The following is a 25,029-nucleotide window of genomic DNA, read 5'->3' as shown; positions in this document are numbered from 1 at the left end:
ATTGCTGTGTTTTTTAACTTTTAAAATTGTCAATCTTTTTCAAGATAATTGAATTTTTTGTGCAAAGGTAAGGATTTTATAACTTATAAAAAATTAACTTTGAAAGGGTTTTTCAAAACTATATTGAATTTCTGAGCATCATATCTTTACTTTTTAATGACTTTTGTCGATAAAAACTTATTTGTTGAGGGACATTATTTGGGCAAACCTGCGGAGTTCACAGATAGAATTATCCTAAAAAGAATTGCTTTGACAGAGCAAATAAAAGACTTTTGTAGCAAAGACCTTACGCTCGCTGACGTAGGTTGTGGAAATGGGGCTTCTATGTTTCTCTTGGCAGACAAAATGAAAAAATGTGTTGGTTTTGAGGTTTTTAGCACGCATCAGCAAGTCTTTGAGCAAATGAAGCAAGCCCAAAACGCAAGCAACTGTGAGTTTATCATCTTTGATATTGAAAAAGAAAAATATCCTGAGCAATTTGATAGAATCATTTGCTTTGAGGTCATTGAGCATTTAGCTGAGGAAAAGAATGTAAAAGCCTTGTTTGATATGCTCAAATCAGGGGGGAAAGCGGCAATCAGCGTACCCAACAAGTGGTGGATTTTTGAAACTCATGGAGCAAAACTTCCGCTACTCCCTTGGAACAGAGTACCTTTTTTCTCTTGGCTTCCCCGCCCTATCCATGAACGATTTGCCAATGCCCGTATTTATACTAAGAAGCGAATTATTAAGCTCTTAGCTTCAGCGGGATTCATCACTGAAGATGTGCAGTATATTACCGCCCCTTTAGATGTGTTGAAAGATGGCAAATTGAAAACTTGGCTACTCAAACATGTTTTTAAAGGAAATACGACCTCAATCCCTTTCCTTTCTACCTCTATTTTTGTTTCAGTGAGCAAACCCTAATCCCTATTTTATTTAGGAATCTTAGAAATAAAAATTTTGTTTGCTCTTATATATTGAATATGAAAAAAAATTTATAAGTTTGGAATTGTTATGCAAGCAGAGCAATTTTAGCTTTTAATAAAATCCAAAATAAGAAACCATAAACTAAAAAATATGAACGCATATATTGTAGCTGGTTATAGAACTGCCGTTGGCAAGGCAAGCAGAGGTGGTTTTAGATTTACCAGACCTGATGACCTTGCCGCCGATGTAATCAAACACTTGGTAAGTTCAATTCCTAACTTTGACCCTGCGGAAGTAGATGATGTAATCGTAGGAAATGCTGTTCCTGAGGCAGAACAAGGAATGCAAATGGGACGTATGATTTCGCTTTTATCTTTACCTATCAATGTAGCAGGCATGATTATCAATCGATACTGTGGCTCTGGCGTAGAGGCTATCTCCCTTGCCTCTGCCAAGATTCACGCAGGCTTGGCTGATTGTATGATTGCGGGTGGTACAGAATCCATGTCCTTAGTCCCTATGATGGGCTACAAGACCGCACTTAACTGGAAAATAGCAGAAAAACACCCTGACTATTACCTTAGCATGGGCTTAACTGCCGAGCAGGTTGCCAAAGACTACAAAATTTCCAGAGAAGACCAAGATGTATTTTCTTACCATTCTCACCAGAAAGCTATTTCGGCAATTAAAGAAGGCAAATTCAAAGAAGAGATAGTACCTATCAAAGTATCAGAAACTTATATAGATGAAAGCGGAAAGAGAAAAACAAGAGAATTTGTAGTAGATACTGACGAAGGTCCCAGAGCAGATACTTCTTTGGAAGCCTTAGCAAAATTGAAGCCTGCTTTTGCTAATGGGGGTTCTGTAACCGCAGGAAATTCCTCACAAACTTCTGATGGTGCGGCTTTTGTTCTTATCATGTCTGAGCAGATGGTACAACGTTATAATCTCAAGCCCATCGCCAGAATGATGTCTTATGCGGCGGTAGGGGTAGAACCGCGCATTATGGGCATAGGTCCCGTAGCGGCTATTCCCAAAGCACTCAAACAAGCAGGTTTAAAACTTCAAGATATTGAGCAAATAGAACTAAATGAAGCATTTGCAGCTCAGGCTCTGGGGGTAATTCGTACTTTGGACATCAACCCTGAAATCGTAAATGTCAATGGAGGAGCGATTGCCTTAGGACACCCGCTTGGTTGCACAGGTGCAAAACTTTCTATCCAACTCTTTAATGAAATGAGAAGAAGAAAGCAAAAATATGGTATGGTAACGGCTTGTGTAGGTGGGGGACAGGGGGTAGCTGGGGTATATGAGCTGTTGAATTAGTATTCTTATTAAAATATTGATAATGAGGCAACTAATTTCTAAAAGTAGGACTACAAACTCAGACTAATAGGTAAATTTTTATATTTTTCTGTATTCATTAGGCGTAAGTCCTACTTTTTGCTTAAAAAAGCGAGTAAAATGTTGCGGATACTCGAATCCTAACTCGTAAGCAATTTCGCTAACTGACTTGCTAATGTCAAGTATTTTTTCCTTGGCTAATTCTATCAACGTAGCTTGTATGTATTCTTGTGCGGACTTTCCTGTTTCTTTTTTTATCAAATCACCAAAATAATTAGCTGAGAGATTCATCTTTTCGGCAAAGTAAGCCACTGAGGGCAAACCTGTGGTTTGGGGTAGGTCAGAGTTGAAATATTTATCAATTAAATCCTCAAACCGCACTAAAATATCTTTGTTTATGCTCTCTTGTGTGATAAATTGTCGGTCATAAAACCTTACACAATAGTTTAGAAATAGCTCTATATTACTAACTATGAGGGTTTTACTATGTTTGTCAATCCCACGCTCCAACTCTTCTTTGATTTTCTTGAAACAGTCCAAGACAATCTCTCTTTCGCGCTCTGAAATGTGCAGGGCTTCATTAACATCGTAAGAGAAAAAATTGTAATTTTTGATACTTTTACCTAACGAAGTACCGCGTATAAAATCTGGGTGGAATACCAAAGCCCAACCACTTGGCTGTACCAAAATCTCCTCAGGCAAGTCAAACCCAAACACCTGCCCCGGTGCTATAAAAATCAGTGTTTCTTCTTGGTAGTCATAATGGCTGCGTCCATAGGTCATTTCCTCACATTTTACATCTTTTAAAAAGATAACGTAAAGTTCTGACAAGTACCTATTAGCCTGAATTTTTATAGATTTTGACTGGTCTAAAACACTGACTAAGGGGTGCAAAGTGGCTTGCCCCCTTCTGGAATTGAACTGCGTAACGCTTACTAATTTCTCAATTTTATCCATGATTTTCAATGACTTTTGATTCAAAAATACTGTAAGTTATTTATAATTTTTTTATTTACTTCATCAAATCAGTAAAAGTGGTAAGAGATTCTGTAATACGGGTAAGTGCCAATTGGGAAAATAGAGGGAACTTTGCAAAGTCATCATGCAATCATCAATTTATGAAAAAAATAATCGCATTTTCCTGTTTTTTATTTTTATGTCATTTTTCCCTTGCCCAAAGCAAGGACAGCACCACCCAAACGCCAAGTTTTTTCAGAGGGCAAATTACCGCTACCAATAACGGAATTTCGCTTATTCCTAATTTCTCTCTAAACAACCCTGCGGCACTGTTCGACTTATCTGTGGGCAAAGGTCGCCTCAGTTTTGACCCTATGTTTCGCTTTGGACTCAATACAAAGCCTTGGGTATTTGTCTTTTGGTTTCGATACAAACTCATTGCTAAGCAAAAGTTCTCTATGAGTATAGGAGCGCACCCTTCTTATCTTTTTAGAACTGAAATCCTCACTACCAACGGGGTAAGCAAGGAAGTGATGACTACCCAACGCTATTTTGCTTGGGAAGCCACGCCAACCTATCATCTGAACAAGAAAATAGGTATAGGACTTTACTACTTAGGTTCGCATGGATTGACTAAAGACTTGATTCAATACACTCATTTTGTAGCATTGAGAAGCATTATTTCCAATATTCCATTAGGTAAGAACTTCAATTTTATGTTCATTCCGCAAGTTTACTACTTAAAACAAGACCAATTAACAGGCACATATATCAATGCTACTTTGGGCTTTGCAAAAAACAATTTCCCTGTTTCTATCTCTCTCATTGCTAACCAAGCCCTCCAATCAGAAATTGTGGGGAAAGATTTTTTGTGGAGTGTGGGTTTAGTTTACAATATTAATAAAGAGTATGAGAGGAAAAGATAATTTTATTGCTCATAAAATCAATTCATTCCCCTATACTCACTTGGTGTAACCCCCACCTTTTGCTTAAAAAAGCGAGTAAAATGCTGGGAATATTTAAACCCCAATTCATAAGCAATTTCGTTCACCGTTTTATCCGTACCAAACACTTTGTTCTTAGCCATGTCAATCACTTTGTTTTGTATGTATTCCTTTGCTGATTGTCCTATTTCTTTTTTTATCAAATCACCAAAATAGTTAGCTGATAGATGCAAGGCATCTGCAAAATAAGCCACCGAAGGCAAGCCAATAGTTTGAGGTTTGTCTGATAAAAAATAAGAGTTCAGCAGTTCTTCAAATTTTTCTAAAATTCCTCTGTTTACGTTATCTCTGGTAATGAACTGACGGTCATAAAAGCGTTCGCAGTAATTCAGGAACAACTCAATATTGGAGGCAATCAGTTTCTTGCTGTGCTTGTCAATCGCTTGTTTTAATTCCATTTCTATTTTCGAGAAGCAGTCCAGTACTACCTGCCTTTCTTGCTCTGAGAGGTGGAGGGCTTCGTTCGTTTTATAACTAAAAAAATTGTATTTATGAATATTTTTGGCAAGTGCAGTCCCACATATCAAATCAGGGTGAAAAACTAAAGCATATCCCATTGGTTGGTAACTTACATTGGCATTTTCTATTTCTGCTACCTGTCCTGGGGCAAAAAACACTAAAGTACCTTCCTGATAGTCATAGTATTGGCGACCATATTTCAAATCCCCACATTTTACATCTTTTAGAAAAATACAATACAAGCCGTAATAGAGCTTTACTGTTTTTGTCCCTCCCCAATTTCTTGGATTGGCTTTTGAAAAATCAATCACACTTACCAAAGGGTGTAGCGTTTTGTGATTGTTCAGGGCATTGTATTCATTAATAGTATCAAATCTGTATATCTTTTCCATATCTATTCTTTTGTTTTTCTGATACAAAATTTAAGGGCTATCCTGACCTTTTAGCACATAGTAATTCATGTGAAAACACATGAATCAGCGAAAAGACAATTTTTCATGTGTTATTCACGTGAAAAACTACTGCTTGCGCTAAAAATACTGATGAACAAATTTAATCATTCCTATACAGCTAAAACTATCTAAGTAATATAATCAGTAAAAATGGTAGAAAATGCAGTAATTTATATACCAATGCGTCTATTGTAAATACGTACCTTTGTGGTGTTAAAAATTTTATAATCAAAGACTTTTAATTGAAAATTTTATATGAAAGTATCAATTTTTGGACTATTTTTATTACTAATAAGTGTGCAATTTTCTTTTGCGCAATCCACCTCGGAAGAACAGAAAATTATCCAACTTTCCAAAGACAAATGGCAGTGGATGGCAGATAAAAATGTGGACAAATTGAAGCCATTTTTCCATGAAAAATCAAAATTTGTCCACATGAGCGGAACTTGGAAAAAAGATGAGGAACTTGAAATCATTAAAATGGGAAGTATATGGTATAAAAAAGCCACCATTCACGATACAGCAATAGAAGTAGTTGGTGGAACAGCTATCGTTTGGAATCGCATTACACTTGAGTCGGTCGTTAGAGGAAATGATGCTAAAGTAGAGTTTACCGTTACCGAAGTCTATCTAAAAGAAGACAACGATTGGAAACTCTTGGCTTTAACATTTAGTAGTGTGCGGGACACGCATGAGATTAAGAAATAGTAAATTAGATTCTAAATTATGGTTAATTTTAGGAGGCATTAAAAAAAGAAAGGGCTGGATTGACAGGATATTAACTTGTATTTTTAGTAGTTTTAATTGAACTTTTTTTATATATTTGATAGGCTTTATAGACTTATAAAATAAAAGCAATAATCAAAAAAATTTAAGAACATATGGCTACCATAACCACTTCCTACAATAGGCGTTCCTTCCTAAAAGTTTCCGCACTTTCAGGAGGAGGTTTCCTTTTAGGTTTCAGTATGTTAGCGGGTTTTAAACCTGCCGAAGCTGCTAAACTTCCTGCTGATTGGAACGAGCTAAACGGCTATATCAAAATTACTTCTGATAATGTCATCAAAATCATGTCGCCTAATCCAGAGGGCGGGCAAGGTGTAAAAACTTCAATGCCTATGATAGTAGCGGAGGAACTCGATGTGGAATGGAAAAGTATTGTGGTGGAACAGGCTGGTTTGGATACCAAACATTTTACAAGACAGTTCATAGGTGGTAGTCAGGCGATTCGTCAAGGGTGGAAAAGTTTACGCACTGCGGGAGCTACTGCTCGCCAAATGCTCAGAGAAGCTGCCGCTAAGCAATGGCAAGTGGCAGTAGAAGAAATTACGACAGAAGCAGGGAAGTTGTACCACAAAGCAAGTGGGAAGTCCGCTACTTATGGCGAAATGGCTTTGGAAGCAACTAAAATTCCCATACCACAAGAGGTTAAATTGAAAGATAGCAAAGCCTTTAAGTTAATAGGTACTTCTCAAAAAAATATAGATGGTTTAAAAATAGTAACAGGGAAACCTTTGTTTGGGATTGATTACCAAAGAGAAGGAATGTTAATCGCAATGATAGTACACCCACCTGCTTTTGGCTTGAAATTCAAGTCTTTTGATGCTTCCTCTATCAAAAAAATGCCGGGAATCAAAGACGCTTTCCCTATTAAAATCTTTAGAGATGATTATGAAAAACAATTTTTTGATACTACCACCTTTGGAGAAGTGGTGGCTATTGTAGGGAATACTACTTGGGAAGTGATGCAAGCCAAAAAAGCCATAAAAATAGAGTGGGAAACCTTTGAAGGCTATACTCAAAATAGAAATATGTTGGGTAGGAAATTGACAGAAAAAATCCCTGCGGGTTTGGAAAGTACAGAAGAACACAGTGCAAAAATGATTGCTATGCAGGGCAAGGAAGCAACGCTTCGCCGCAAAGATGGCGACCCTGAAACTGCTTTCAAGAATGCTGCAAAAGTAATAGAACGTACCTACACGGGACCTTTTTTGGCGCATAACTGCATGGAGCCAATGAATTTCTTTGCCTACGTAACAGAGGAAAAGGCAGAATTGGTGGGAGGGCTTCAAAAACCAGAATTTACAGAACAGGCTTTATCGGCTCGTTTGGGTATGCCTTTGGAGAAAATAGATATTCAGATGACTCGGCTTGGCGGAGGTTTTGGCAGACGTTCTTACGCACACTGGCTCATAGAAGCCGCCCTTATTTCCCAAGAAATGAAAGCCCCTATCAAGCTGATTTACACCAGAGAAGATGATATGACTGCGGGTATTTATCGTTCCACTTACTCAGCGACCTACCGTGCCGCCTTAGATGCCAATAATAATTTGATTGCTTTTCACGTAAAAGCAGGGGGGATTCCTGAATCGCCCTTGTATGCCAACCGCTTTCCTGCGGGGGCAGTGGACAATTATTTGGCAGAAGACTGGACGATTGATTCTAATATCACTATTGGCTCATTTAGGGCTCCTCGTTCTAATTTCATCGCAGCCGCTGAGCAGTCTTTCCTTGATGAAGTCGCAGAAGCGGCTGGTAAAGACCCCATTACATTCAGGTTAGAACTCTTAAAACGAGCTAAAGAAAATCCTGTAGGCAAAGACAACGACTACGACCCTACTCGCTTTGCAGGAGTATTGGAACTTGTTAGAGAAAAATCTGGTTGGGAGCAGCTCAAATCAAAAAGGAGTCTGGGTGTTTCTGCCTATTTCTGCCACGATTCTTATGTTGCTCATGTACTTGATTTGGAAATGAAAAGTAGCGAGCCAATCATAAAAAATGTATGGTGTGCGATTGATTGTGGGATAGTAGTAAATCCAGAGGCTGCTAAGAATATGGCAGAGGGAGGCATCGTAGATGGCATTGGTACGGCTCTTTTTGGCAATATGACTTTCACCAAAGGCGTACCTGACAGCAATAATTTTAACAAATACCGCATGATACGCCATAAAGAAGCACCCAAAAATATTGAAGTTTATTTTGTAGAAAACAACATAGACCCAACAGGTATGGGCGAACCAGCCTATCCGCCAGTTTTTGGTGCTTTGGCAAATGCACTCTACAAAGCCACAGGAAAGCGGTTTTACAGCCAGCCTTTCCAGACTGACTTGGGTAAAATGTAAAGTGAAGGCTTAGGTTAGAGCAAGTGATAGTTAAAAATTTAATACCTATTTGTCAAAATGACTACAAACGAAAACGATATTTTTAGCAGAATGTTATTAGGTGGAATCTTTGTGCCAACTGACCCTGAAATGCCCAAAGTATGGGAAGTTGTTTTTAGAACCATCAAATTATCAACAACACTAAATACATCCACAGATGTTGACCAAGTTCGTGAGCGATTGAGTGAGATAATTGGACAAGAAATTGATAAAAGCACGACCATTTTTCCGCCATTCCATACAAACTTTGGCATACACATAAAATTAGGTAAAAATGTTTTTATCAATCATGGATGTACCTTTCTTGACCTTGGCGGCATTCTCATTGAAGATGATACAATGATAGGCACTCAAGTAAATATAATTACAGAAAATCATCCAATAGACCCTACGAAACGAAAATCGCTTGACCTTAAATCAGTTACTATCAAACGCAATGTGTGGATTGGAGCAAATGCAACAATATTACCTGGTGTTACTATTGGTGAAAATTCGATAGTCGCAGCAGGGGCAGTAGTAACAAAAGATGTTCTTGCAAATACGATTGTGGCAGGTATTCCCGCCAAATTTGTTAAAACAATTTAACCTCATATTTGATGAGGTTTAAAGTATATCTAAAATAAATAACTGAATTTCAATGAAATATCTACTTTTAATCACTTTATTAGGATTTATCTTTTATTCTTGTTTTGCTAAACAGGGAAAAGAAATATCAAATAACCCAGATGCCCAAAGCGATAGGAACTTGAATAATAAAATGGGAAGAAATAAAATGAAAATAACAATTGGGTCATATACTTTTATGGCAATTCTGCATGATAACAAGACAACAGAAGCCCTTAAAGCACTATTACCACTCTCACTGAACATGAGTGAACTAAATGGTAATGAGAAGTATTATCAACTTTCTACCGATTTACCTACAAATGCAATAAGCATAGGTACGATTCACGAAGGTGATTTATTGCTTTGGGAGTCAAATACTTTGGTAGTTTTTTACAAAACTTTTCCAACGTCTTATCAATATACAAAAATCGGACGTATCGAAAATCCAGAAGGTCTTGCTGCTGCAGTTGGTTCAGGAAATGTAACCATTAATTTTAATTTAATCTATTGATAAGTAATACACCAATTTGATATATAAATATCTACTAATGAGTATTTTATAAAACTAAAAGAACTATGGCAAAGTTTAATTTGAAAGTAAACGGAAAAATCAGAAAGGTGGATATAGACCCCACTACCCCTATGTTGTGGGTACTGCGAGACCACCTTGGTTTGGTAGGCACAAAATACGGTTGTGGCATTGCCCAGTGCGGTGCTTGTACGATTCACCTCAACGGAACAGCGATGCGCTCTTGTATGCTTCCTGTTTCTGCGATAGGAAATCAGGAAATTACGACCATAGAGGGCTTGTCTGAAAATGGCGACCACCCTGTGCAAAAGGCATGGCTCGAACATGACGTAGCCCAATGCGGTTATTGCCAAGCAGGACAAATTATGAGTGCGGTTTCTCTTTTGAAAAATAACCCGAACCCAAGTGATGAGGAAATAGAGTCAGCTATGAATGGAAATATTTGTCGTTGTGCAACTTACACTCGTATCAAAGCGGCTATCAAAACTGCAGCGAAAAAGTAATCTTGGTTTATTGTTTCATAACTCTCGATGCCAAGTACACGATAAATTGAAAAGTCAATTTTTTATGTGTTATCACATGAAAAATAATAGGTCTGAGATTTCCCGTACAAACCTGCGTTCAAAAGGTGCGGTTTTTCATATTCATTCCTAATTCCTAATTCCTAATTATTCAAAAACATGACTCTCATCAAAACATCATATAACAGACGTTCCTTTCTGAAAGTTTCTGCACTTTCAGGAGGAGGATTTGTCATAGGTTTCAGTATGCTTACGGGCTTCAAGCCTCTGGATAAGCAAGTAGAAGAAAGCGCATTAAGAGAAATATTCAATTTGAATAGCTACATCAAAATCACTGATAAGGGTGAAATTACCATTCTCTCACCCAATCCTGAATTTGGGCAAAATGTAAGAACTTCTATGCCTATGATAGTGGCAGAGGAACTTGATGTAGAATGGCAAAAAGTAATCGTAGAACAAGCTCCTTACAATACCCAACTTTACGGTCGTCAGTTTACAGGAGGCAGTCAGTCTATTAGGCAAAGTTGGAAAGCCTTGCGTACTGCGGGAGCTACTGCCCGACAAATGCTCCGACAAGCCGCCTCCCAAGCGTGGAACGTGCCTTTAGAGGAAATCACCACAGAAGCAGGCGTTTTATATCATAAAGCAAGCGGAAAATCAGCTACTTATGGTCAAATGGCTTCTGCGGCTGCTAAAATTCCTGTACCAAAAGAAGTAAAGCTCAAAGAAGTAAAATCTTTTAAACTGCTCAATACACCTCAAAAAAATGTAGAAGGGGAAAAAATTGTAACGGGAAAACCTTTATTTACAATGGATTATCGTGTGGAAGGAATGTTGATAGCCATGATAGTTCACCCCCCTGCCTTTGGCTTAAAACTCAAATCTTTTGATGCCGCTTCGGTGAATAAAATGGCAGGTATCAAAGACGTATTTAGCATCAAGGTTTACAATGACGATTATGCAAGAGAAATGTTTGACACTCGTACTTTCAATGAATTGGTCATCATAGTAGGCAACTCTACTTGGGAAGTGATGAATGCTAAGAAAAAATTAGTGGCAGAGTGGGAGCCTATCTCGACAAGCACAGAGAAAGTAAGCTTTTTTGGACAAAAACGTGATGAAACTATCCCAGCAGGTCTTGAAAATACAAACCTTCATTATCAAAAAATGAAAGAAATGAATGAAAAACCTGCGGAAGTTCTCAGAAAAGACGGCAATCCTGAGGAGGCTTTTGCTAAGGCAGCCCAAATCATAGAACGTACCTATACCTGTCCTTTTTTGGCACACAACTGCATGGAGCCAATGACTTGTTTTGCTCATGTTACAGAGGACAAAGTTTTCTTAGCCGCTCCTATTCAAGCCCCCGAGTTTGTTGAAAGAACTATCTCTGCTCGCTTAGGCATTCCCATAGAAAAAATAGACATAGAACTCTTGCGCATGGGGGGCGGTTTTGGTAGGCGTGCTTACGGGCATTACATGGTCGAAGCGGCTCTGATTTCCCAAAAAGTAAAAGCCCCTATCAAACTGATTTACACCAGAGAAGACGACATGACTTATGGTATTTATCGCCCCACTTATATAGTAACCTATCGCGCCGCGCTGGACGCTAACAAGAACCTGATAGGTTTTCATGTAAAAGGCGGAGGATTCCCTGAGAGTGCCGTTCATGCCAACCGCTTTCCCGCAGGGGCAATAGACAACTATTTGGCAGAAAGCTGGGCATTACCAACAAATATTACGATTGGGGCTTTTCGCGCTCCTCGTTCTAACTTTATAGCAGGAGCAGAACAGGCATTTTTAGATGAATTGGCAGAAGTCGTGGGCAAAGACCCCATTGCCTTTCGCCTGGAACTGCTTAAGAAAGCAAAAGAAAACCCTGTGGGTAAAAACAATGATTATGATGCGAGTAGGTACATGGGCGTGTTAGAGTTGGTGAGAGAAAAATCAGATTGGGACAGTAGCGAATCCAAAAAACGTAATCGTGGGGTTGCTGCTTATTTCTGTCATAACTCCTATGCTGCTCATGTAGTTGAGTTGTCTATCAAAGAAGTGCAAGTGATAGTGGACAAAGTAGTGAGTGCAATGGATTGTGGGATAGTAGTCAATCCCGAAGGAGCGGTCAATATGGTAGAGGGGGCAGTAATAGATGGCATTGGTAACGCACTGTACGGTAATTTGACCTTTAAAGACGGAGCAGCAGAGCAAAAGAATTTTGATAAATATCGCATCATTCGCCACAAGGAAGCTCCAAAATCCATTGAAGTACACTTTGTAAAAAACGAAATAGACCCCACAGGATTAGGAGAGCCTCCTTTCCCGCCAGTAATGGGTGCTTTGGCTAATGCGCTTTATAAAGCTACAGGTAAGCGGTTTTACAGCCAGCCATTTCAGCCTGAATTGGGGAAAGTGGGTGGGTAATTCAAAGTAAAATTCGTATCAGATATACTTTTAAACTTTGTTTTGTGTGAAACTACAATTCACCCTCTGTGTATGTAAGTTATCCGCAGAGGGGATTTTTTTGAAATAGATTTTGAAAACTTGTATTTTTGGTAGAAACTTAGACAACTGAAATGGAGATAGAAGTAGTCTCAGCAAAAAATCTTCCTGCACTCATCGGGCTTGTGTTAGAGTTATGGACAGAATGCTCCTATGAGGAAGAATTAGAAAACTATCAAAGTATCATTGATTCCTCAGATGAAATTTGCTTTCTCGCCAAAGTGCAAGAACAACACATTGCATTTATACATTTAACTACTCGCAATGACTATGTGGCAGGGACAGCAAGCTCTCCCGTTGCCTATATCGAAGGAGTTTATGTAAAACCCAATTTCCAAAAAAGAGGTGTTGCCAAAGCACTAATCACCGTAGCAGAAAACTGGGCTAAGCAAAAAGGATTGAAGCAGATAGCCTCTGATACAGAAATCACCAACCTCTCAAGCATCGATTTTCACAAGAAAGTTGGATTTAGCGAAGTAGAACGAATCGTTTGCTTTGTTAAAGACTTATCGTGAGGGGTCAGTTTGCTTCTGTATTAAGACTTTCTTTACCCGTATTGGTGTTTTAGAACTTCTTTACTGCCATTTCTGCTACGGTCAAGCCAATGGAAAGCGAGGAGGTAGCGGCAGGCGAAGGAGCATTTCCTACATGAATGATTCCTTTGTTTTCTATAATAAGAAAATCATCTATCAAACCTCCATTTCTATCGCAGGCTTGCGCCCTCACTCCCGCTCCGCCTTGCTCTAAGTCATTTTCTTGAATTTCTGGTATCAATCGTTGTAAGGCTTTGGTAAAGGCAGTTTTTGAAAAAGAACGATAAAACTCTCCCAATCCTGTTTTCCAATACTTGAATGCTACTTTTTGAAAACCCCGCCAACTAATAGAAGCTATAGTTTCTTGAAAATCAAAATCTGTTTTTTTGTACCCTTCTTTTTTGAAAGAAAATACGGCATTCGGTCCTGCTTCCACACCTCCCTTTATCATGCGTGTAAAGTGGACACCCAAAAACGGAAAATTGGGGTCAGGGACAGGATATATCAGATGCTTGACTAAATACTGCTTCTCAGGTTTGATATGATAATACTCTCCTCTGAAAGGAATAATTCGGTAATCTACCTTTTTCTGTGTAAGTTGGGTGATTTTATCAGAGTAAAGCCCTGCACAGTTAATCAATAGAGTGCTTGCATAAGTCCTATTTTGTGTAATTATCTCATAATTATTTTGTTGTTCTTGTATTTTTTCTACTTTTTTGCCTAAAAAAATCTGTCCCCCTTTTTCTCTTATCAGTTGAGCATATTTTTGAGCTACCTCAACGTAGTCAATGATACCCGTATAAGGCACATAGATTCCTGCAATTCCCTGACAGTGAGGCTCTATCTCTTTGATTTCTTCTTTGCTGATTTTCTTGATTTTGTCTAAACCGTTTGCTATGCCTCTTTGATAGACATTTTCTAATGTGGCTAACTCTGACTGCTCAGTAGCTACAATGATTTTCCCACAAAGTTCGTATCCGATATTTTCTTGCTGGCAAAAATCTAAGAGCATTTGATACCCACGAATACAATTTAATGCTTTTAAACTATTAGGTTTATAGTAAATACCTGAATGGATTACCCCACTATTATGCCCTGTTTGATGCTGGGCGACGGCTTGTTCTTTTTCTATCACGCAAAGCTTGGTCTGAGGACGCAACTTTAAGATTTGCAGGGCAGTCGCCAACCCAACAATTCCCCCTCCAATGATGCTAACGTCGTATTTCATTTTTTATGGTTTGTAATTTTGAAAATGTAAAATTAGCAAAGGGAAACAAAAAAGAAAAGTGGTGAATCAACGAATAGTAATTTTCTACTTTTTCCTTACAAAAACAATTTCCTTGCCCAAAGCCATTTCTAATATGATGCCTAACTTATCTATTTGCCCTTGAGCGTTGGTATAGAAAGTAACTTTTTGCTTATCAAAATTAGCACTTTTGGTTTGAAAGGTATCATAGTGATAGTGTAATAGGTCAAAATCAAAAATTTTAAAACTGCCTTTCAAAGCATTATTTTGGAAAATAACGGTAAACTCACCATAGGCAGGGTGTTCGTAGATGCCTGCAAAAGAAGTAAGACTATGCGAAGGCTGAGTATTGGCTATTTTGATAGTATCAGGGGCAGAAGCATTTTTCAACTCTAAGTTTTTAGCTTCGCTTTGTTCTATTTTTAGCCTTGTAGACCAGTCCGTTACAGGCAGGTTAAGCAGTTTGTCGCTGATATAATTAGAAATCACATTGACAAACCAATAGTTCGCCACGCCTGTATTGGTAAGCATGATGATACCTATGTTTTTTCTGGGGAAAAGAGTTATTTGAGAGCGGAATCCTTCTATGCTCCCGTTGTGCATCACTCTCAAATGGTCTTTATATTCATTGACCGCCCACCCCATGCCGTAGTTGCCGTAGCTATACTCCTCATATTTCAATTCCATCGGAGCAACAACTACTTGGGGGGTATGCGTCTGGGCTAATTCTTTCTCTGGAACTATTTGATTCCCTGAAAACTTACCCTTGCCTAATTGCATAATGACCCAATTAGACAAATCTAAAACATTGGACTTAATGCCTCCTGTAGGTCCCATGGCATCTACATTGCTCGTAAAAGGCATTTTTTCCATTTTCCCATTGACGTAGTTATAAGACCAAGAAAAATTAGGTCTTTGCAACAAATCATCTACGGAAAAAATCGTATTTTTCATGCCCAAAGGATTTAAAAGGCGAGTTTTGATGAAATCTTCCCAAGGCTGTCCGCTGACTTTTTCTATGAGTACACCCAAAGCCATGAACATGTGGTTATTATACTGATACAGAGAACGAAAGGGCTTGTTAGGTTCTAAGTATCTCATGCGAGTAAACAATTCTTGCCGGGTAAATTTTGCTCCATACCAAACCAAATCGTGCCTTGGTACACCTGAGCGGTGGCAAGCCATGTCCCTTGGGGTAATATGCTGAGTAGCATACTCATCAAAAAGTTGAAACTCAGGAATATACGTCTTAGCAGGTCTGTCCCAATCTAACTTTCCCTCTCCTACTAAAATCGCTAAACCTGCCGTAGTAAACGCCTTTGTATTGGAGGCAATGGGGAAAATCGTTTCTGCGGTAACAGGTAAATTTTGTTCTAAATCCCTCATTCCGTAACCTTTGGCATGGATAACCTTTCCGTCTTGGACTACAGCTATGGCACACCCTGGAATGTTCCAAGTGTTTCTCATTTGCTCTACGAAGGCATCTAAGTCCTTCAAAGGGGCATTGCTTGGCTCTTTTTTCTGAGCAAAAGCGATAAGAGAAATAAAACTTAGCACATTGATTAGCAATGTACTAAGTAGCAATTTAATTTTGTGTTCCATGGTATAAAGATAAGAAAAATACAATTTGAACTACACTTTTTGCAACTTAAATTTGATTTTTTTGGCAGGTGCGTTGCTTGTTTTGGCGGGGGCTTTCTTGGAGAACTTCCTTTTGTACCACATCAAAATCCCTGTAAAAGTCATGCCTAAGAGGGAAACAGCTATCAAGTCTATCCACACCCACATACTGCCCTCTCCGAAAAATGCCTTGCCTGTATGAATGTCCAAAGCTAATTTTTCCAATGTCAGTGCTTCCATAAAACTTTCCTTATCTACTTGGCTGGCAAAGGCTTGGAGCTTGGCAGTTCCTATTTGTGTAGAAATCTTTTTGGCTTCCCAAGTCCTTCCTTGGTCTTGGCTGAGGTGAAATCCTTTTTTGCCTTCTGAGGCGATTAAAGTAGTGACGTCAAAGGTAATCCCATGAAAATCACCTTTTTTGACGAGTTTGGCATTGCCATTTTCCGCAAGGAGCAAGCCTTTTTTTGTAGCTACCCAAAGTTGATTTTCTACCCAAAGCAAGTCCCTTACTTCCTTGCCTTCTGTGCCTTTGACGATAGAAAGTTGGTCGTTGCTTTCTTCTACCACACCCAGTTTTGTTCCGTAAAGCGTTTTTCCCTGTACTATCTGTATGTCTTTGACATCATCTAAGTAATAGGAAAGGTTTTTCTCCTTAGATGAGTAGGCGGGCAACCAGCCTGCTTTCACTACGATTTCCTTTGTGCCTAAGCCCTTTTCGTGGGCAATGAGGATAGCAGTAATCGCCACTAAGACAATGGGGAGCGTAAAAAATAAGCCCAGCCACAAGTGCCAATTAAAAAGTTGTTTGCTCCAATTGATGTTTTTTTTCTTTGTCATGGGTGTAAAATAGGTTTAAAATTGCCAACGGATTCCTGCACTGATAATGCGTCCTGGAGTATTTTCTGTCATTCTTTCCAACTGAATCCCTGTGTTTTTGGTCTTTTCTTTTTTCAAAGAATCAAATATATCAGTGATTCTAATAGTAAAAAAGCCTTTTTCCAAAAATTGTTTTTCCAAAGCAATATCGGTAAACCAAATCGTTTCTTCTGACTCTTGGGAAGTTCTTTTCGGACCTATGAAGTTAGAAGCAATTTGGAACTTTACTTTTTTTAGCATGTTGAAATCTTGTAATGCCTTGATAGTCCATGCCGTTTGGTCTTTCAGAGCCTCTCCATCAAAGGCTTCATTGCTTCTGATTTCTGACCAAAACTTAGAAAAATTGAAGTTGGCACTGTACCATTTCGTAGCTTGGAAACCTACTAACAACTCTGCTCCCGAGGATACTGCACGGCTCAGGTTGATAACCGTTTCTTTGATAAGCCCATCTGCATCAGTGGCAATGTTTTTCTGAATCAAGTTGTTAATATCTCTGTGGAAAAGATTGACCCCAAAGTTTACGCCTTTTATTTCGTTGAAATAGCCTACCTCATACGCCCAAGCGGTTTCTGGCACTAAGTCGGGATTGCCCACTTTGATTTCGGTGAGGCTTTTGATTTCCACAAAGGGGTTCATGTCGTTATAGGCTGGTCTTCGCACTCTTCTGCCCACTGAAGACTTGAAGTAACTTTTGGGCGTAAGGTTGTACGTCAAACTCGCATTGGGCAATGCTAAGTGGTAGTCCGCCTTATTTTCCTCAGTCGTATTGGCAATAGATTGGGAGTTGATAGCGGTGTATTCGTGTCTATAGCCTATAGTTATTCTCAGTTTTTCAAAGTTTAAATTCCCTGAAAAATAGCCCGCATGAGTATATTCTTCTAAGTTGAACTGATTGGTATTGGTAGATACGATAGTCCATGTATTGTTGCTATTATTCAATCTCTGCATCTGCCTATCAGCCTTTCTTTCGGTGATAAAGCCTTGATAACCTGTTTTAAAAGAGAAGTTCTTATTGACTTGGTTGGTGAAAGCCACAGTGGGAAAGTAATTTTTAAAATCAATGATTTCGTTTTCTTTTTGCTGGGCAGGAAGTACGTTTTCTATGCGAACCCCTTGGGCATTGGCATTGTAGTCTTTGAGGGTTTTTGCCTTGCTTTCTTCAGTAAAGTTGGTATTGAAGGCAAATACTAAGGAGCTATTTTCCCAATTTTTTTCCAAAGAAACTGAGGGATTGTGGAATTTTAGGTTTTTGAGTTCCGTTTCCACCCGACTTTTCCCACTTTTAAATGTAGTGTTAGCGTTAAAAGTTCTATTGAGTTCCTCTTTGGTTTTGTCCTCTACTTGCGTACCATAAAAATATTCTCCTACCACTTTCCAATTGTTCTTGGTCTGGTAACTTGCTCTTAGGCTGGCACTTGTGTTGTCAAAAGACTTGATTTCACTTTTGTCGATGCCTACGGTTTCTTTCACAGAACCGTCAGTATTGTACTTTATCTGGCTTCCATTGTCAAACTTATCTGCATTTCTTTTTAGCTTCTCGAAACTGCCTGAAATAGAAAAGTTCCCTTGGGTGTGTTGCACGCTTGCATGGCTATTGTAGCCCTTCAAGTTATCCGCAAAAAAAGAGACCTGCCCACTTGTGCCTATGCTTGCCCCTTTTTTCAACACAATATTCACTATTCCGTTGATGCCATTGGAAACATGGTCTGCCGAAGGGTTCGAAATAATTTCTATGTATTCTATCTGAGTGGCAGGAATCATGTCCAAGACGGTTTCCCTGTTGTTGCCTATCATGCCTGCTTGTTTTCCATTGATGAGTACAGTGGTATAGCCATTGCCCAAGCCTCGGTACCTGATGTCGCGATTGTGGTTAGGACTGCCGCCCATAGCTACGCTGGGCATATTTTTGAGAATATCTCCTGCTGTTCCCCCGTTTTGCGAAGGCAAATCGCTGATGGCGTACTTTATCTTTTGAGGCTCGACTTGGGTTACACCGATTTTTGAGAAAACGACCACTTCGTTGAGTGTCATATCTTTAAGCGTAAGCGTAGTGTCTTTGCTGGCTTGTGTACTATCTGCTTTTTGAGCAAAACACAACGCAGGAAAAAGTAAAAAAAGAAAATAAAGGAGAAATTTATTTGTGTTCATTTTATTTAGACTTATTATAAATAATAAAGCAAAAGTAAAAGAGCTTTTTGAAAAAACAAGATTATTTAGATTAATTCTAAATAAATTTTTTAGCTATTTTTTGCTAATATTTGCTTTTATGCCTTTTGATAATTATTATAGAAAAAAGATAATGCTGATTTTACCTATGAAACAGAGATTTTTGAGTAATTCATCAGTGGAAATCCGTCTAATCTGTAAAATCCGTGTTCCAAAATTATTCTCTAAAAGTTGTTTGAGTTAATATTTAATTCCATTAGGAATGGTATATTGGTAGAAATTCTTAAATAATTAGGCTAAAATAACTCCGTAGGAGTGGCATATTTCACCCCTGCGGCGTTAATTCAAACAGTTTCTTAAATCTCATAAGCATAAAATGCGACAGGACATGAGCAATACCTTAGACCGATTTTTAGGAGGACATACAGCAGAAGAGATGATTGCTTGGGCAAAAAGGCTTCACTATTTTTATCTTTTTGGTAACTTCTTCTCTGGACACGCAGAGTTTTATGAGTCTTTGACGGTAAGGCTGGACTACAAAGACAAAAAAGACCTCCTCGATAAAATTTCACGATTAGTCATGCTCAGACCTACGCCCTCTGAGCTAAAAGCCTTTGAAAGCCCTATCCATGACTATCCTGAGTATTTGCAACCCTCTCACTGTCAGATTTTAAATTGCCCTTTGGAGCAGACGAATTGTCATATTTGGGTTAGTCATTTGTTTTTTGAGATTACTCTCTACGGCAACGGACAGCCTTACTCCTACGATGTAAGCGAAGCCAACGTAGTTGCCGCAGAGAAAGTAGAGCGGTATTTGGAGGAGCAGCAACTTCATCTTTGTGCAAATCATGAAATTGCAACTCATTTTAATTGCATTTCCGCAAAAAACTATCCTGCTTTATTTTGAGGGCTTGCTAAAATAAAAAACTATACTATCTTAGAAGCCTGTGGAAGTGCCTAAGTAAACTCTTTCTTACTTTCCCTTTGTAGGGATATAAATAAAAAAGCCCCGACAAGAAGTGGGGGCAGAACAATAAAGTCTTCAGAATAATCTTTATTGTGAAAAGCTAAAAACAAATAATATGTTTTTAAAAAGATTTGTTAAATTGATTCAAAGTTAATAAATTGTGAATAAAAACCAACCTATTCATCACTTTTTTTCAAAACCAAATTTTATCTATGGGAAACGTTTTAGGCTTAGACATTGGCACTAACTCTATCGGTTGGGCTATTGTAAACACGGAAAAAAAACTTATTCATTCCAACATTCACATTTTTCCGCAAGGGGTTACCGAAAAAACAGGAGAGCCTCGCAATATTCAAAGACGCGCTGCCAGAGGTGCGAGAAGAAATAACCACCGCTACAAGCAAAGAAGGGAAAAACTACAAAATCTACTTTCAAAAACTAAGATGTTGCCTAAATACGTAGAGAAGTTCCCTTATCATGTGTACGAGTTAAGAGCAAAAGCATTAGACAAGCAAATAAGTTTGGAGGAATTAGGCAGGGTCTTTTTACACCTGAATCAACGCAGGGGCTTCCAGAGCAATAGGAAAGAACAAGCCAATGCAGATAAGGACAAGGAAAAAGAATTGGGCAAGGTAAAAGAAGGCATCAAGGAACTCGAAAGCCTGTTGCAAGCGCACCATAGTCGAACTATTGGAGAATTGTATTGGAAGCTGTTGCAAGACAGAAAACATGACTTTACAGCAGCACAAGCCATTCGTAATCGATTTCCTACTGAAAAACGCTATACAAGCAGGGAGTTACTCAAAGATGAATTTGAGCAGATTTGGGAAAAACAAAAGCAGTTTTACCCTCAAATCCTGACAGAAAAGCTAAAAAATGAGATAGGAAAAGAAACTATTTTCTACCAAAGGAAGCTAAAGACTCAAAAAGGGAAAACGGAAAAATGCCCTTTTGAACCTAAATCTTCCTGTATCCCCAAAGCCGCCATAGAGTTCCAAGAGTTTAGGATTTGGCAGAAATTAAGCACCATAAAAGTTACCATTCCTGATAAAAATCGCATAGCTGACCTACTCACCTTAGAAGAAAAACAAAAAATAGCCTATGAGTTAGACAGACTGACCAACAAGGAAATGCGTCTTACTTTCAAGCAAATCAAGGCTCTTTTCAAAAAAGAATGGGGAACGGAGGCAAATCTAAACTACAAAGAGGAGGACGACATCAAAGGAAATACCACTGCTATCAAATTGAGGAGGGTCTTGGGCGAAAAATATGATGAAATTTACCAAGCATACAACGAAGCCTTTGAGTACGAGGAGAAAAGGAAAACTAATTTTTTCAAAATATGGCACGCACTGCTCTATGCAGACAACGACAAATGGCTAAAAAAATATGCAGTGGAAAAGTTAGGCTTCTCAGAAGTTCAGGCAGAAAAATATGCCGCCCAAAACTTAGAAGACGGAAACGGCAGCCTTAGCTACAAAGCCATAAGACCTATTTTGGCGTATTTGAAAACTGGAGAAGACTATACCAATGCTTGTCTATTAGCAGGTTATGACCATGCCCTGCTCCCTGACAAGCATAGAAAGCTACTCCCAAAAATCCCTAAACTTCAAAACAACGAACTCCGCAATCCTACTGTGCAAAGAGCCTTGACAGAAACTATCAAATTGGTCAATCGCTTATTGCAAGAATATGAAATAGAGAGCATTTGTATAGAAACAGCAAGAGAGTTAAAGAAAACCAAGAAAAAAAGAGATGAAAGAGAAAAAGAACTCAAGGCAAAAACTGACCGCAGAAGAGAGTTGGCAAAGTTTTTAGCTGAAAACTCTATGATGCTTTTTGGGAAACAAAGAGAATTTGACTTGAATAGCAAGCCAGACATGGAAGATGTACGCAAGTACGAACTTTGGCTCGAGCTTGCCGTAGCTGACAAAGACCTCAACGAAATAGGTATTAAAAAAGGTTTTGCAGATTTTGCTCGTAAAATAGGTAAAGATGATATGGACAAGTATAGATTATGGATAGAGGCACAGCGCATTTCTGTTTATACAGGTAAAGTTATCCCTTTCCAACGCCTATTTTCCAAAGATTATGAAATAGAACACATCTTGCCGTACAGTCGCAGTTTTGATGACTCCTTTGCCAATAAATCTATTGCTGAGGCTTGGTTCAACGCCGAGAAAGGAAACCTTACGCCTTATGAGTATTTTCAAAAGAAAACCAAAGAAGAATGGCTGGCTTTCAAACACAGAATCAAGATGCTGCCTAAACCCAAGCAGGAACGCCTCCTTTGGGAAAAAGAAATAGAGGGATTCAGAAATAGCCAACTCACAGATACGGCTTACATCGCCAGAGAAATGGCTAAAAGGCTACAATCTGTATGCAAAGACGTGCAGACTACGCAAGGTGCCATTACGAGTATGCTCAGAAGGTATTGGGGGTTAAATGCCCTGCTCAATCCAGAAGGAGAAAATGAGAAGGACAGGGGCGACCACCGACACCATGCCTTAGATGCCATCGTGATTGCCTGTACAAATAGAGCAAAAGTACAACTTATCAACTGGGCAAACGCCAAAGACATAGACTGGAAAAAAGAACGCAGAAAAATAGACCTGCCTTGGAGCAGTTTCCGATACGATGTCCAACAGCAATTACACGGTATGCTGGTTTCTTACCGTCAAGACAATGGCATACTGATAAAGCGCAAAGCCATCACCAAAACAAAAAATGGAAAGAAAAAAACAAGCGTACAAATAGGCATCAGAGGTGAGCTTCACGAAGCAACCTATTACGGCAAACACATCTTGCCCAAAGGGGCACCGCCCGCCAAAGACAAGAAAACCAAAACTGCGTATTTTGTCAGGAAAAAACTAAGCAGTTTGAACGAAAACCAAGTCGAGCAGATAGTAGATAGGGTCATCAGAGAAACCGTACAGAAAGCCATAGCAGAAAAAGGCTTCAAACAGGCACTTGCCGAGCCTATTTATATGCCCGATACCAACAATAAAGGCTGGCAAATGCCTATCAAAAAGGTACGCATTGCCATAAACAAAGATGACGAAGGCATGATTCCTCTGTATAAAAAAGAAGGAGATGAGGACTACAAACGCAACCTGTACGTTCCTTCGGGAAGTAACTACATCATGGGAATCTACCAAGACCCAAACACAGGAGAGAAAGAAGTCTATATCACCTCTTTCTACGAAGCCGTACAAAGAAAAATCAAAAAACTACCCGTCTTAGACTCCATGAGAGGCAGTAAAAAATTGGTCTTGACGGCAAGGCAGGGCGATATGTTCGTAGTCTATGAAAACCACCCCGACGAGATAGAAAAGCACATCAATTGGGACAGGATAGACTTAGAGGCACGTAGGTTTCTTTTTGATAAGTTGTACATTGTTAGAAAAATGACTAAAACAAATGGAAAAATTTTTCTTTCACAACATCATTTAGCTAAAGTAAATGTAGATTCAGACCCACTTCCACTTAAGATTTATCCATTAGGGAAAAATTTTAATGGAATTCCTGTAGAAATCGACATTTTAGGAAACATCAGACGCAAAAAAAGCGTATAACTTCCTAATTCACAAGACCTGTTAGTTTTTAAACCCACAGTGGAACTGCTAACAGGTCTAAATATATACCCCCTCCTACCCCTTCCGTTTTCCTTTTTTACTTCTAAAACCTTTATGATTAAGCGCACCCTATACTTTGGCAATCCCGCTTACCTAAGCAGGAAGCACGAGCAGTTGCTCATCAAGATAGAAGGCAATGCTCCTCTTGAGCCTATTCCCATAGAAGACATCGGCATCGTCATCATAGACCACCAGCAAGTTACGGTTACCCAAGGGCTGATTCAGGCTCTGCTCAACAACAACGTAGCCCTTATTACCTGCGATGAGAAGCACCTGCCTACGGGCTTGCTCCTCCCGCTCAACGTACACTCTCAGCAAACCCTCAAGTTCAACAGGCAAATCTCTGCTTCCGAACCGACCAAAAAACGACTTTGGCAGCAAACCGTCAAGGCAAAAATCCGCAATCAGGCGAGCCTCTTGCAGGCTTTGGGCTATGAGGTACGCACGCTCAAAGACTGCATAGAAGAAGTGCAGTCAGGCGACAGCACCAACCGAGAGGCAAAAGCAGCAGCTTATTATTGGGGAAAAATCTTTTCTGAGTTTACGGATGACTTTACTCGACACCCCGAAGGCGAGCCGCCTAACCACCTGCTCAACTACGGCTATGCCATTCTCAGAGCCATAGTAGCCCGCAGCTTAGTAGGCTCTGGGCTACTCCCTACCTTTGGGATTCATCACCACAACCAGTACAATGCCTACTGCCTTGCCGATGACATCATGGAACCATACCGTCCTTACATAGACAGGCTGGTTCACCAAATCCTCGCTGAGCAAAACTCCCTCTCCTTTGGGGACGCAGTGCATACTGAGGGCAGGGGTGGGGCAGAAAACCGGGGTAGGGCTTTAACCCTTACCCCCTCTATGAAAAAAATCTTTTTGCAAATTCCTGTCATGGACGTAAGCATAGACGGAGATACGCGACCCCTAATGGTCGCTTGTCAGCGCACTACAGCCTCCCTTTCTCGGTGCTTTGAGGGAGAAGCCAAAAATATTCTTTACCCTGTTCTTTAAAGCTGGAATTTTGAAAATCTGGCATGAGGAATGGAAAAATACTAACCTCGTAAAACCATTTTAAACAAAATCAAACCATTTCAAACTAAGTGTATTCAATAAAATAAAAAACTATGTTCGAAAGACTAAGCCAATACAGAATCATGTGGATAATTGTATTCTTTGACCTGCCCGTACAGACCAAGAAGCAAAGACGGGCTTATACTGACTTTCGCAAAAGTCTGCTGAAAGACGGTTTTGATATGTTCCAATTCTCTATCTACATCAGGCACTGCCTGAGCAAGGAAAATGCTCGGGTACACATAGATAGGGTCAAGCAAGCACTCCCGCAGTTCGGACATGTAGTCATCATGAGCATTACCGACAAGCAGTTTGGGGACATAGAGGTATTCTACGAAGCGAAGCCCAAAGCCCCTCCCAAAGGCGGTATGCAACTGCAAATGTTTTAAATTTTAACAAAAAAACTGAGCCTCAATGAGCGAATCGGGGTGGAAAACCCCCAGTTTTTTCTCGCTCAAAGAGGCTCTAACTTGCTAA

General features: G+C 39.3%; 20 protein-coding genes. 14 read left to right on the top strand and 6 right to left on the bottom strand.

Annotated elements, in window-relative coordinates:
* Positions 1–156 precede the first annotated feature (156 nt).
* Positions 157–906 carry a class I SAM-dependent methyltransferase gene (locus BM141_RS08090; RefSeq protein WP_091543663.1) on the top strand — a complete coding sequence of 250 codons (750 nt, stop codon included), beginning with the start codon at positions 157–159 and terminating at the stop codon, positions 904–906.
* A gap of 153 nt (positions 907–1,059) precedes the next feature.
* Entirely contained in the window at positions 1,060–2,235 is a 1,176-nt protein-coding gene (locus BM141_RS08085) for an acetyl-CoA C-acyltransferase (protein ID WP_091543660.1), read from the top strand.
* A gap of 78 nt (positions 2,236–2,313) precedes the next feature.
* Here the strand turns inward: BM141_RS08085 and BM141_RS08080 are convergent, their stop codons facing one another.
* Positions 2,314–3,210, bottom strand: coding sequence for a helix-turn-helix domain-containing protein (locus BM141_RS08080; RefSeq protein ID WP_091543658.1), 897 nt, complete (start codon positions 3,208–3,210; stop codon positions 2,314–2,316).
* 161 nt (positions 3,211–3,371) lie between these two features.
* Here BM141_RS08080 and BM141_RS08075 point away from each other — a divergent pair, with 161 nt between their 5' ends.
* On the top strand, positions 3,372–4,136 hold the full coding sequence (locus BM141_RS08075; RefSeq protein WP_091543655.1) for a hypothetical protein: 765 nt from the start codon (positions 3,372–3,374) through the stop codon (positions 4,134–4,136).
* A gap of 17 nt (positions 4,137–4,153) precedes the next feature.
* Here BM141_RS08075 and BM141_RS08070 read toward each other — a convergent pair whose 3' ends face one another.
* Positions 4,154–5,065 (bottom strand): helix-turn-helix domain-containing protein, encoded by a 912-nt coding sequence (locus tag BM141_RS08070; protein ID WP_091543652.1) that lies wholly within the window; start codon positions 5,063–5,065, stop codon positions 4,154–4,156.
* 315 nt (positions 5,066–5,380) lie between these two features.
* Between BM141_RS08070 and BM141_RS08065 the strand changes: the two genes are divergently transcribed.
* The 7 genes from BM141_RS08065 (at position 5,381) to aac(6') (ending at position 12,953) form a co-directional block, all read left to right on the top strand.
* Positions 5,381–5,833: a nuclear transport factor 2 family protein gene (locus BM141_RS08065; RefSeq protein ID WP_091543649.1), complete on the top strand. Its 453-nt coding sequence runs from the start codon at positions 5,381–5,383 to the stop codon at positions 5,831–5,833.
* A gap of 173 nt (positions 5,834–6,006) precedes the next feature.
* Positions 6,007–8,247 carry a xanthine dehydrogenase family protein molybdopterin-binding subunit gene (locus BM141_RS08060; RefSeq protein ID WP_091543646.1) on the top strand — a complete coding sequence of 747 codons (2,241 nt, stop codon included), beginning with the start codon at positions 6,007–6,009 and terminating at the stop codon, positions 8,245–8,247.
* A gap of 57 nt (positions 8,248–8,304) precedes the next feature.
* Entirely contained in the window at positions 8,305–8,871 is a 567-nt protein-coding gene (locus BM141_RS08055; RefSeq protein ID WP_091543643.1) for a sugar O-acetyltransferase, read from the top strand.
* A 52-nt stretch (positions 8,872–8,923) separates the two neighbouring features.
* Positions 8,924–9,403 (top strand): cyclophilin-like fold protein, encoded by a 480-nt coding sequence (locus BM141_RS08050; protein WP_091543640.1) that lies wholly within the window; start codon positions 8,924–8,926, stop codon positions 9,401–9,403.
* A 65-nt stretch (positions 9,404–9,468) separates the two neighbouring features.
* Positions 9,469–9,924: a (2Fe-2S)-binding protein gene (locus tag BM141_RS08045; protein ID WP_091543637.1), complete on the top strand. Its 456-nt coding sequence runs from the start codon at positions 9,469–9,471 to the stop codon at positions 9,922–9,924.
* Between the two features lie 177 nt (positions 9,925–10,101).
* Complete coding sequence (locus BM141_RS08040; protein WP_091543634.1) at positions 10,102–12,360, top strand: xanthine dehydrogenase family protein molybdopterin-binding subunit; 2,259 nt, start codon at positions 10,102–10,104, stop codon at positions 12,358–12,360.
* A gap of 152 nt (positions 12,361–12,512) precedes the next feature.
* Entirely contained in the window at positions 12,513–12,953 is a 441-nt protein-coding gene (gene aac(6') / locus BM141_RS08035) for an aminoglycoside 6'-N-acetyltransferase (protein WP_091543631.1), read from the top strand.
* A gap of 49 nt (positions 12,954–13,002) precedes the next feature.
* Here aac(6') and lhgO read toward each other — a convergent pair whose 3' ends face one another.
* The 4 genes from lhgO to BM141_RS08015 form a co-directional block, all read right to left on the bottom strand.
* Positions 13,003–14,199: an L-2-hydroxyglutarate oxidase gene (gene lhgO, locus BM141_RS08030; RefSeq protein ID WP_091543628.1), complete on the bottom strand. Its 1,197-nt coding sequence runs from the start codon at positions 14,197–14,199 to the stop codon at positions 13,003–13,005.
* An 84-nt stretch (positions 14,200–14,283) separates the two neighbouring features.
* Positions 14,284–15,819, bottom strand: coding sequence for a serine hydrolase (locus BM141_RS08025; RefSeq protein WP_091543624.1), 1,536 nt, complete (start codon positions 15,817–15,819; stop codon positions 14,284–14,286).
* A gap of 30 nt (positions 15,820–15,849) precedes the next feature.
* Positions 15,850–16,674: a hypothetical protein gene (locus BM141_RS08020; RefSeq protein WP_091543621.1), complete on the bottom strand. Its 825-nt coding sequence runs from the start codon at positions 16,672–16,674 to the stop codon at positions 15,850–15,852.
* A 15-nt stretch (positions 16,675–16,689) separates the two neighbouring features.
* The gene (locus BM141_RS08015) at positions 16,690–18,861 is read right to left on the bottom strand and encodes a TonB-dependent receptor (protein WP_091543618.1); all 2,172 of its coding nucleotides are present in this window, start codon (positions 18,859–18,861) and stop codon (positions 16,690–16,692) included.
* Positions 18,862–19,267: 406 nt separating this feature from the next.
* Here BM141_RS08015 and BM141_RS08010 point away from each other — a divergent pair, with 406 nt between their 5' ends.
* The 4 genes from BM141_RS08010 to cas2 all read left to right on the top strand — a co-directional run bounded on the left by BM141_RS08010 (position 19,268) and on the right by cas2 (position 24,941).
* A complete protein-coding gene (locus tag BM141_RS08010) occupies positions 19,268–19,786 on the top strand; it encodes a hypothetical protein (protein ID WP_091543616.1) in 519 nt (172 codons plus the stop codon).
* 272 nt (positions 19,787–20,058) lie between these two features.
* Positions 20,059–23,421 carry a type II CRISPR RNA-guided endonuclease Cas9 gene (gene cas9 / locus BM141_RS08005; protein WP_091543613.1) on the top strand — a complete coding sequence of 1,121 codons (3,363 nt, stop codon included), beginning with the start codon at positions 20,059–20,061 and terminating at the stop codon, positions 23,419–23,421.
* A gap of 114 nt (positions 23,422–23,535) precedes the next feature.
* Positions 23,536–24,492 (top strand): type II CRISPR-associated endonuclease Cas1, encoded by a 957-nt coding sequence (gene cas1, locus BM141_RS08000; protein WP_091543610.1) that lies wholly within the window; start codon positions 23,536–23,538, stop codon positions 24,490–24,492.
* Between the two features lie 113 nt (positions 24,493–24,605).
* The gene (cas2, locus tag BM141_RS07995) at positions 24,606–24,941 is read left to right on the top strand and encodes a CRISPR-associated endonuclease Cas2 (protein WP_245764017.1); all 336 of its coding nucleotides are present in this window, start codon (positions 24,606–24,608) and stop codon (positions 24,939–24,941) included.
* Positions 24,942–25,029: the final 88 nt, after the last annotated feature.

The organism is Thermoflexibacter ruber, from assembly GCF_900113045.1.
GTDB classification, from domain to species: domain Bacteria; phylum Bacteroidota; class Bacteroidia; order Cytophagales; family Thermoflexibacteraceae; genus Thermoflexibacter; species Thermoflexibacter ruber.
This window is presented reverse-complemented; position numbering and strand designations above follow the sequence as displayed.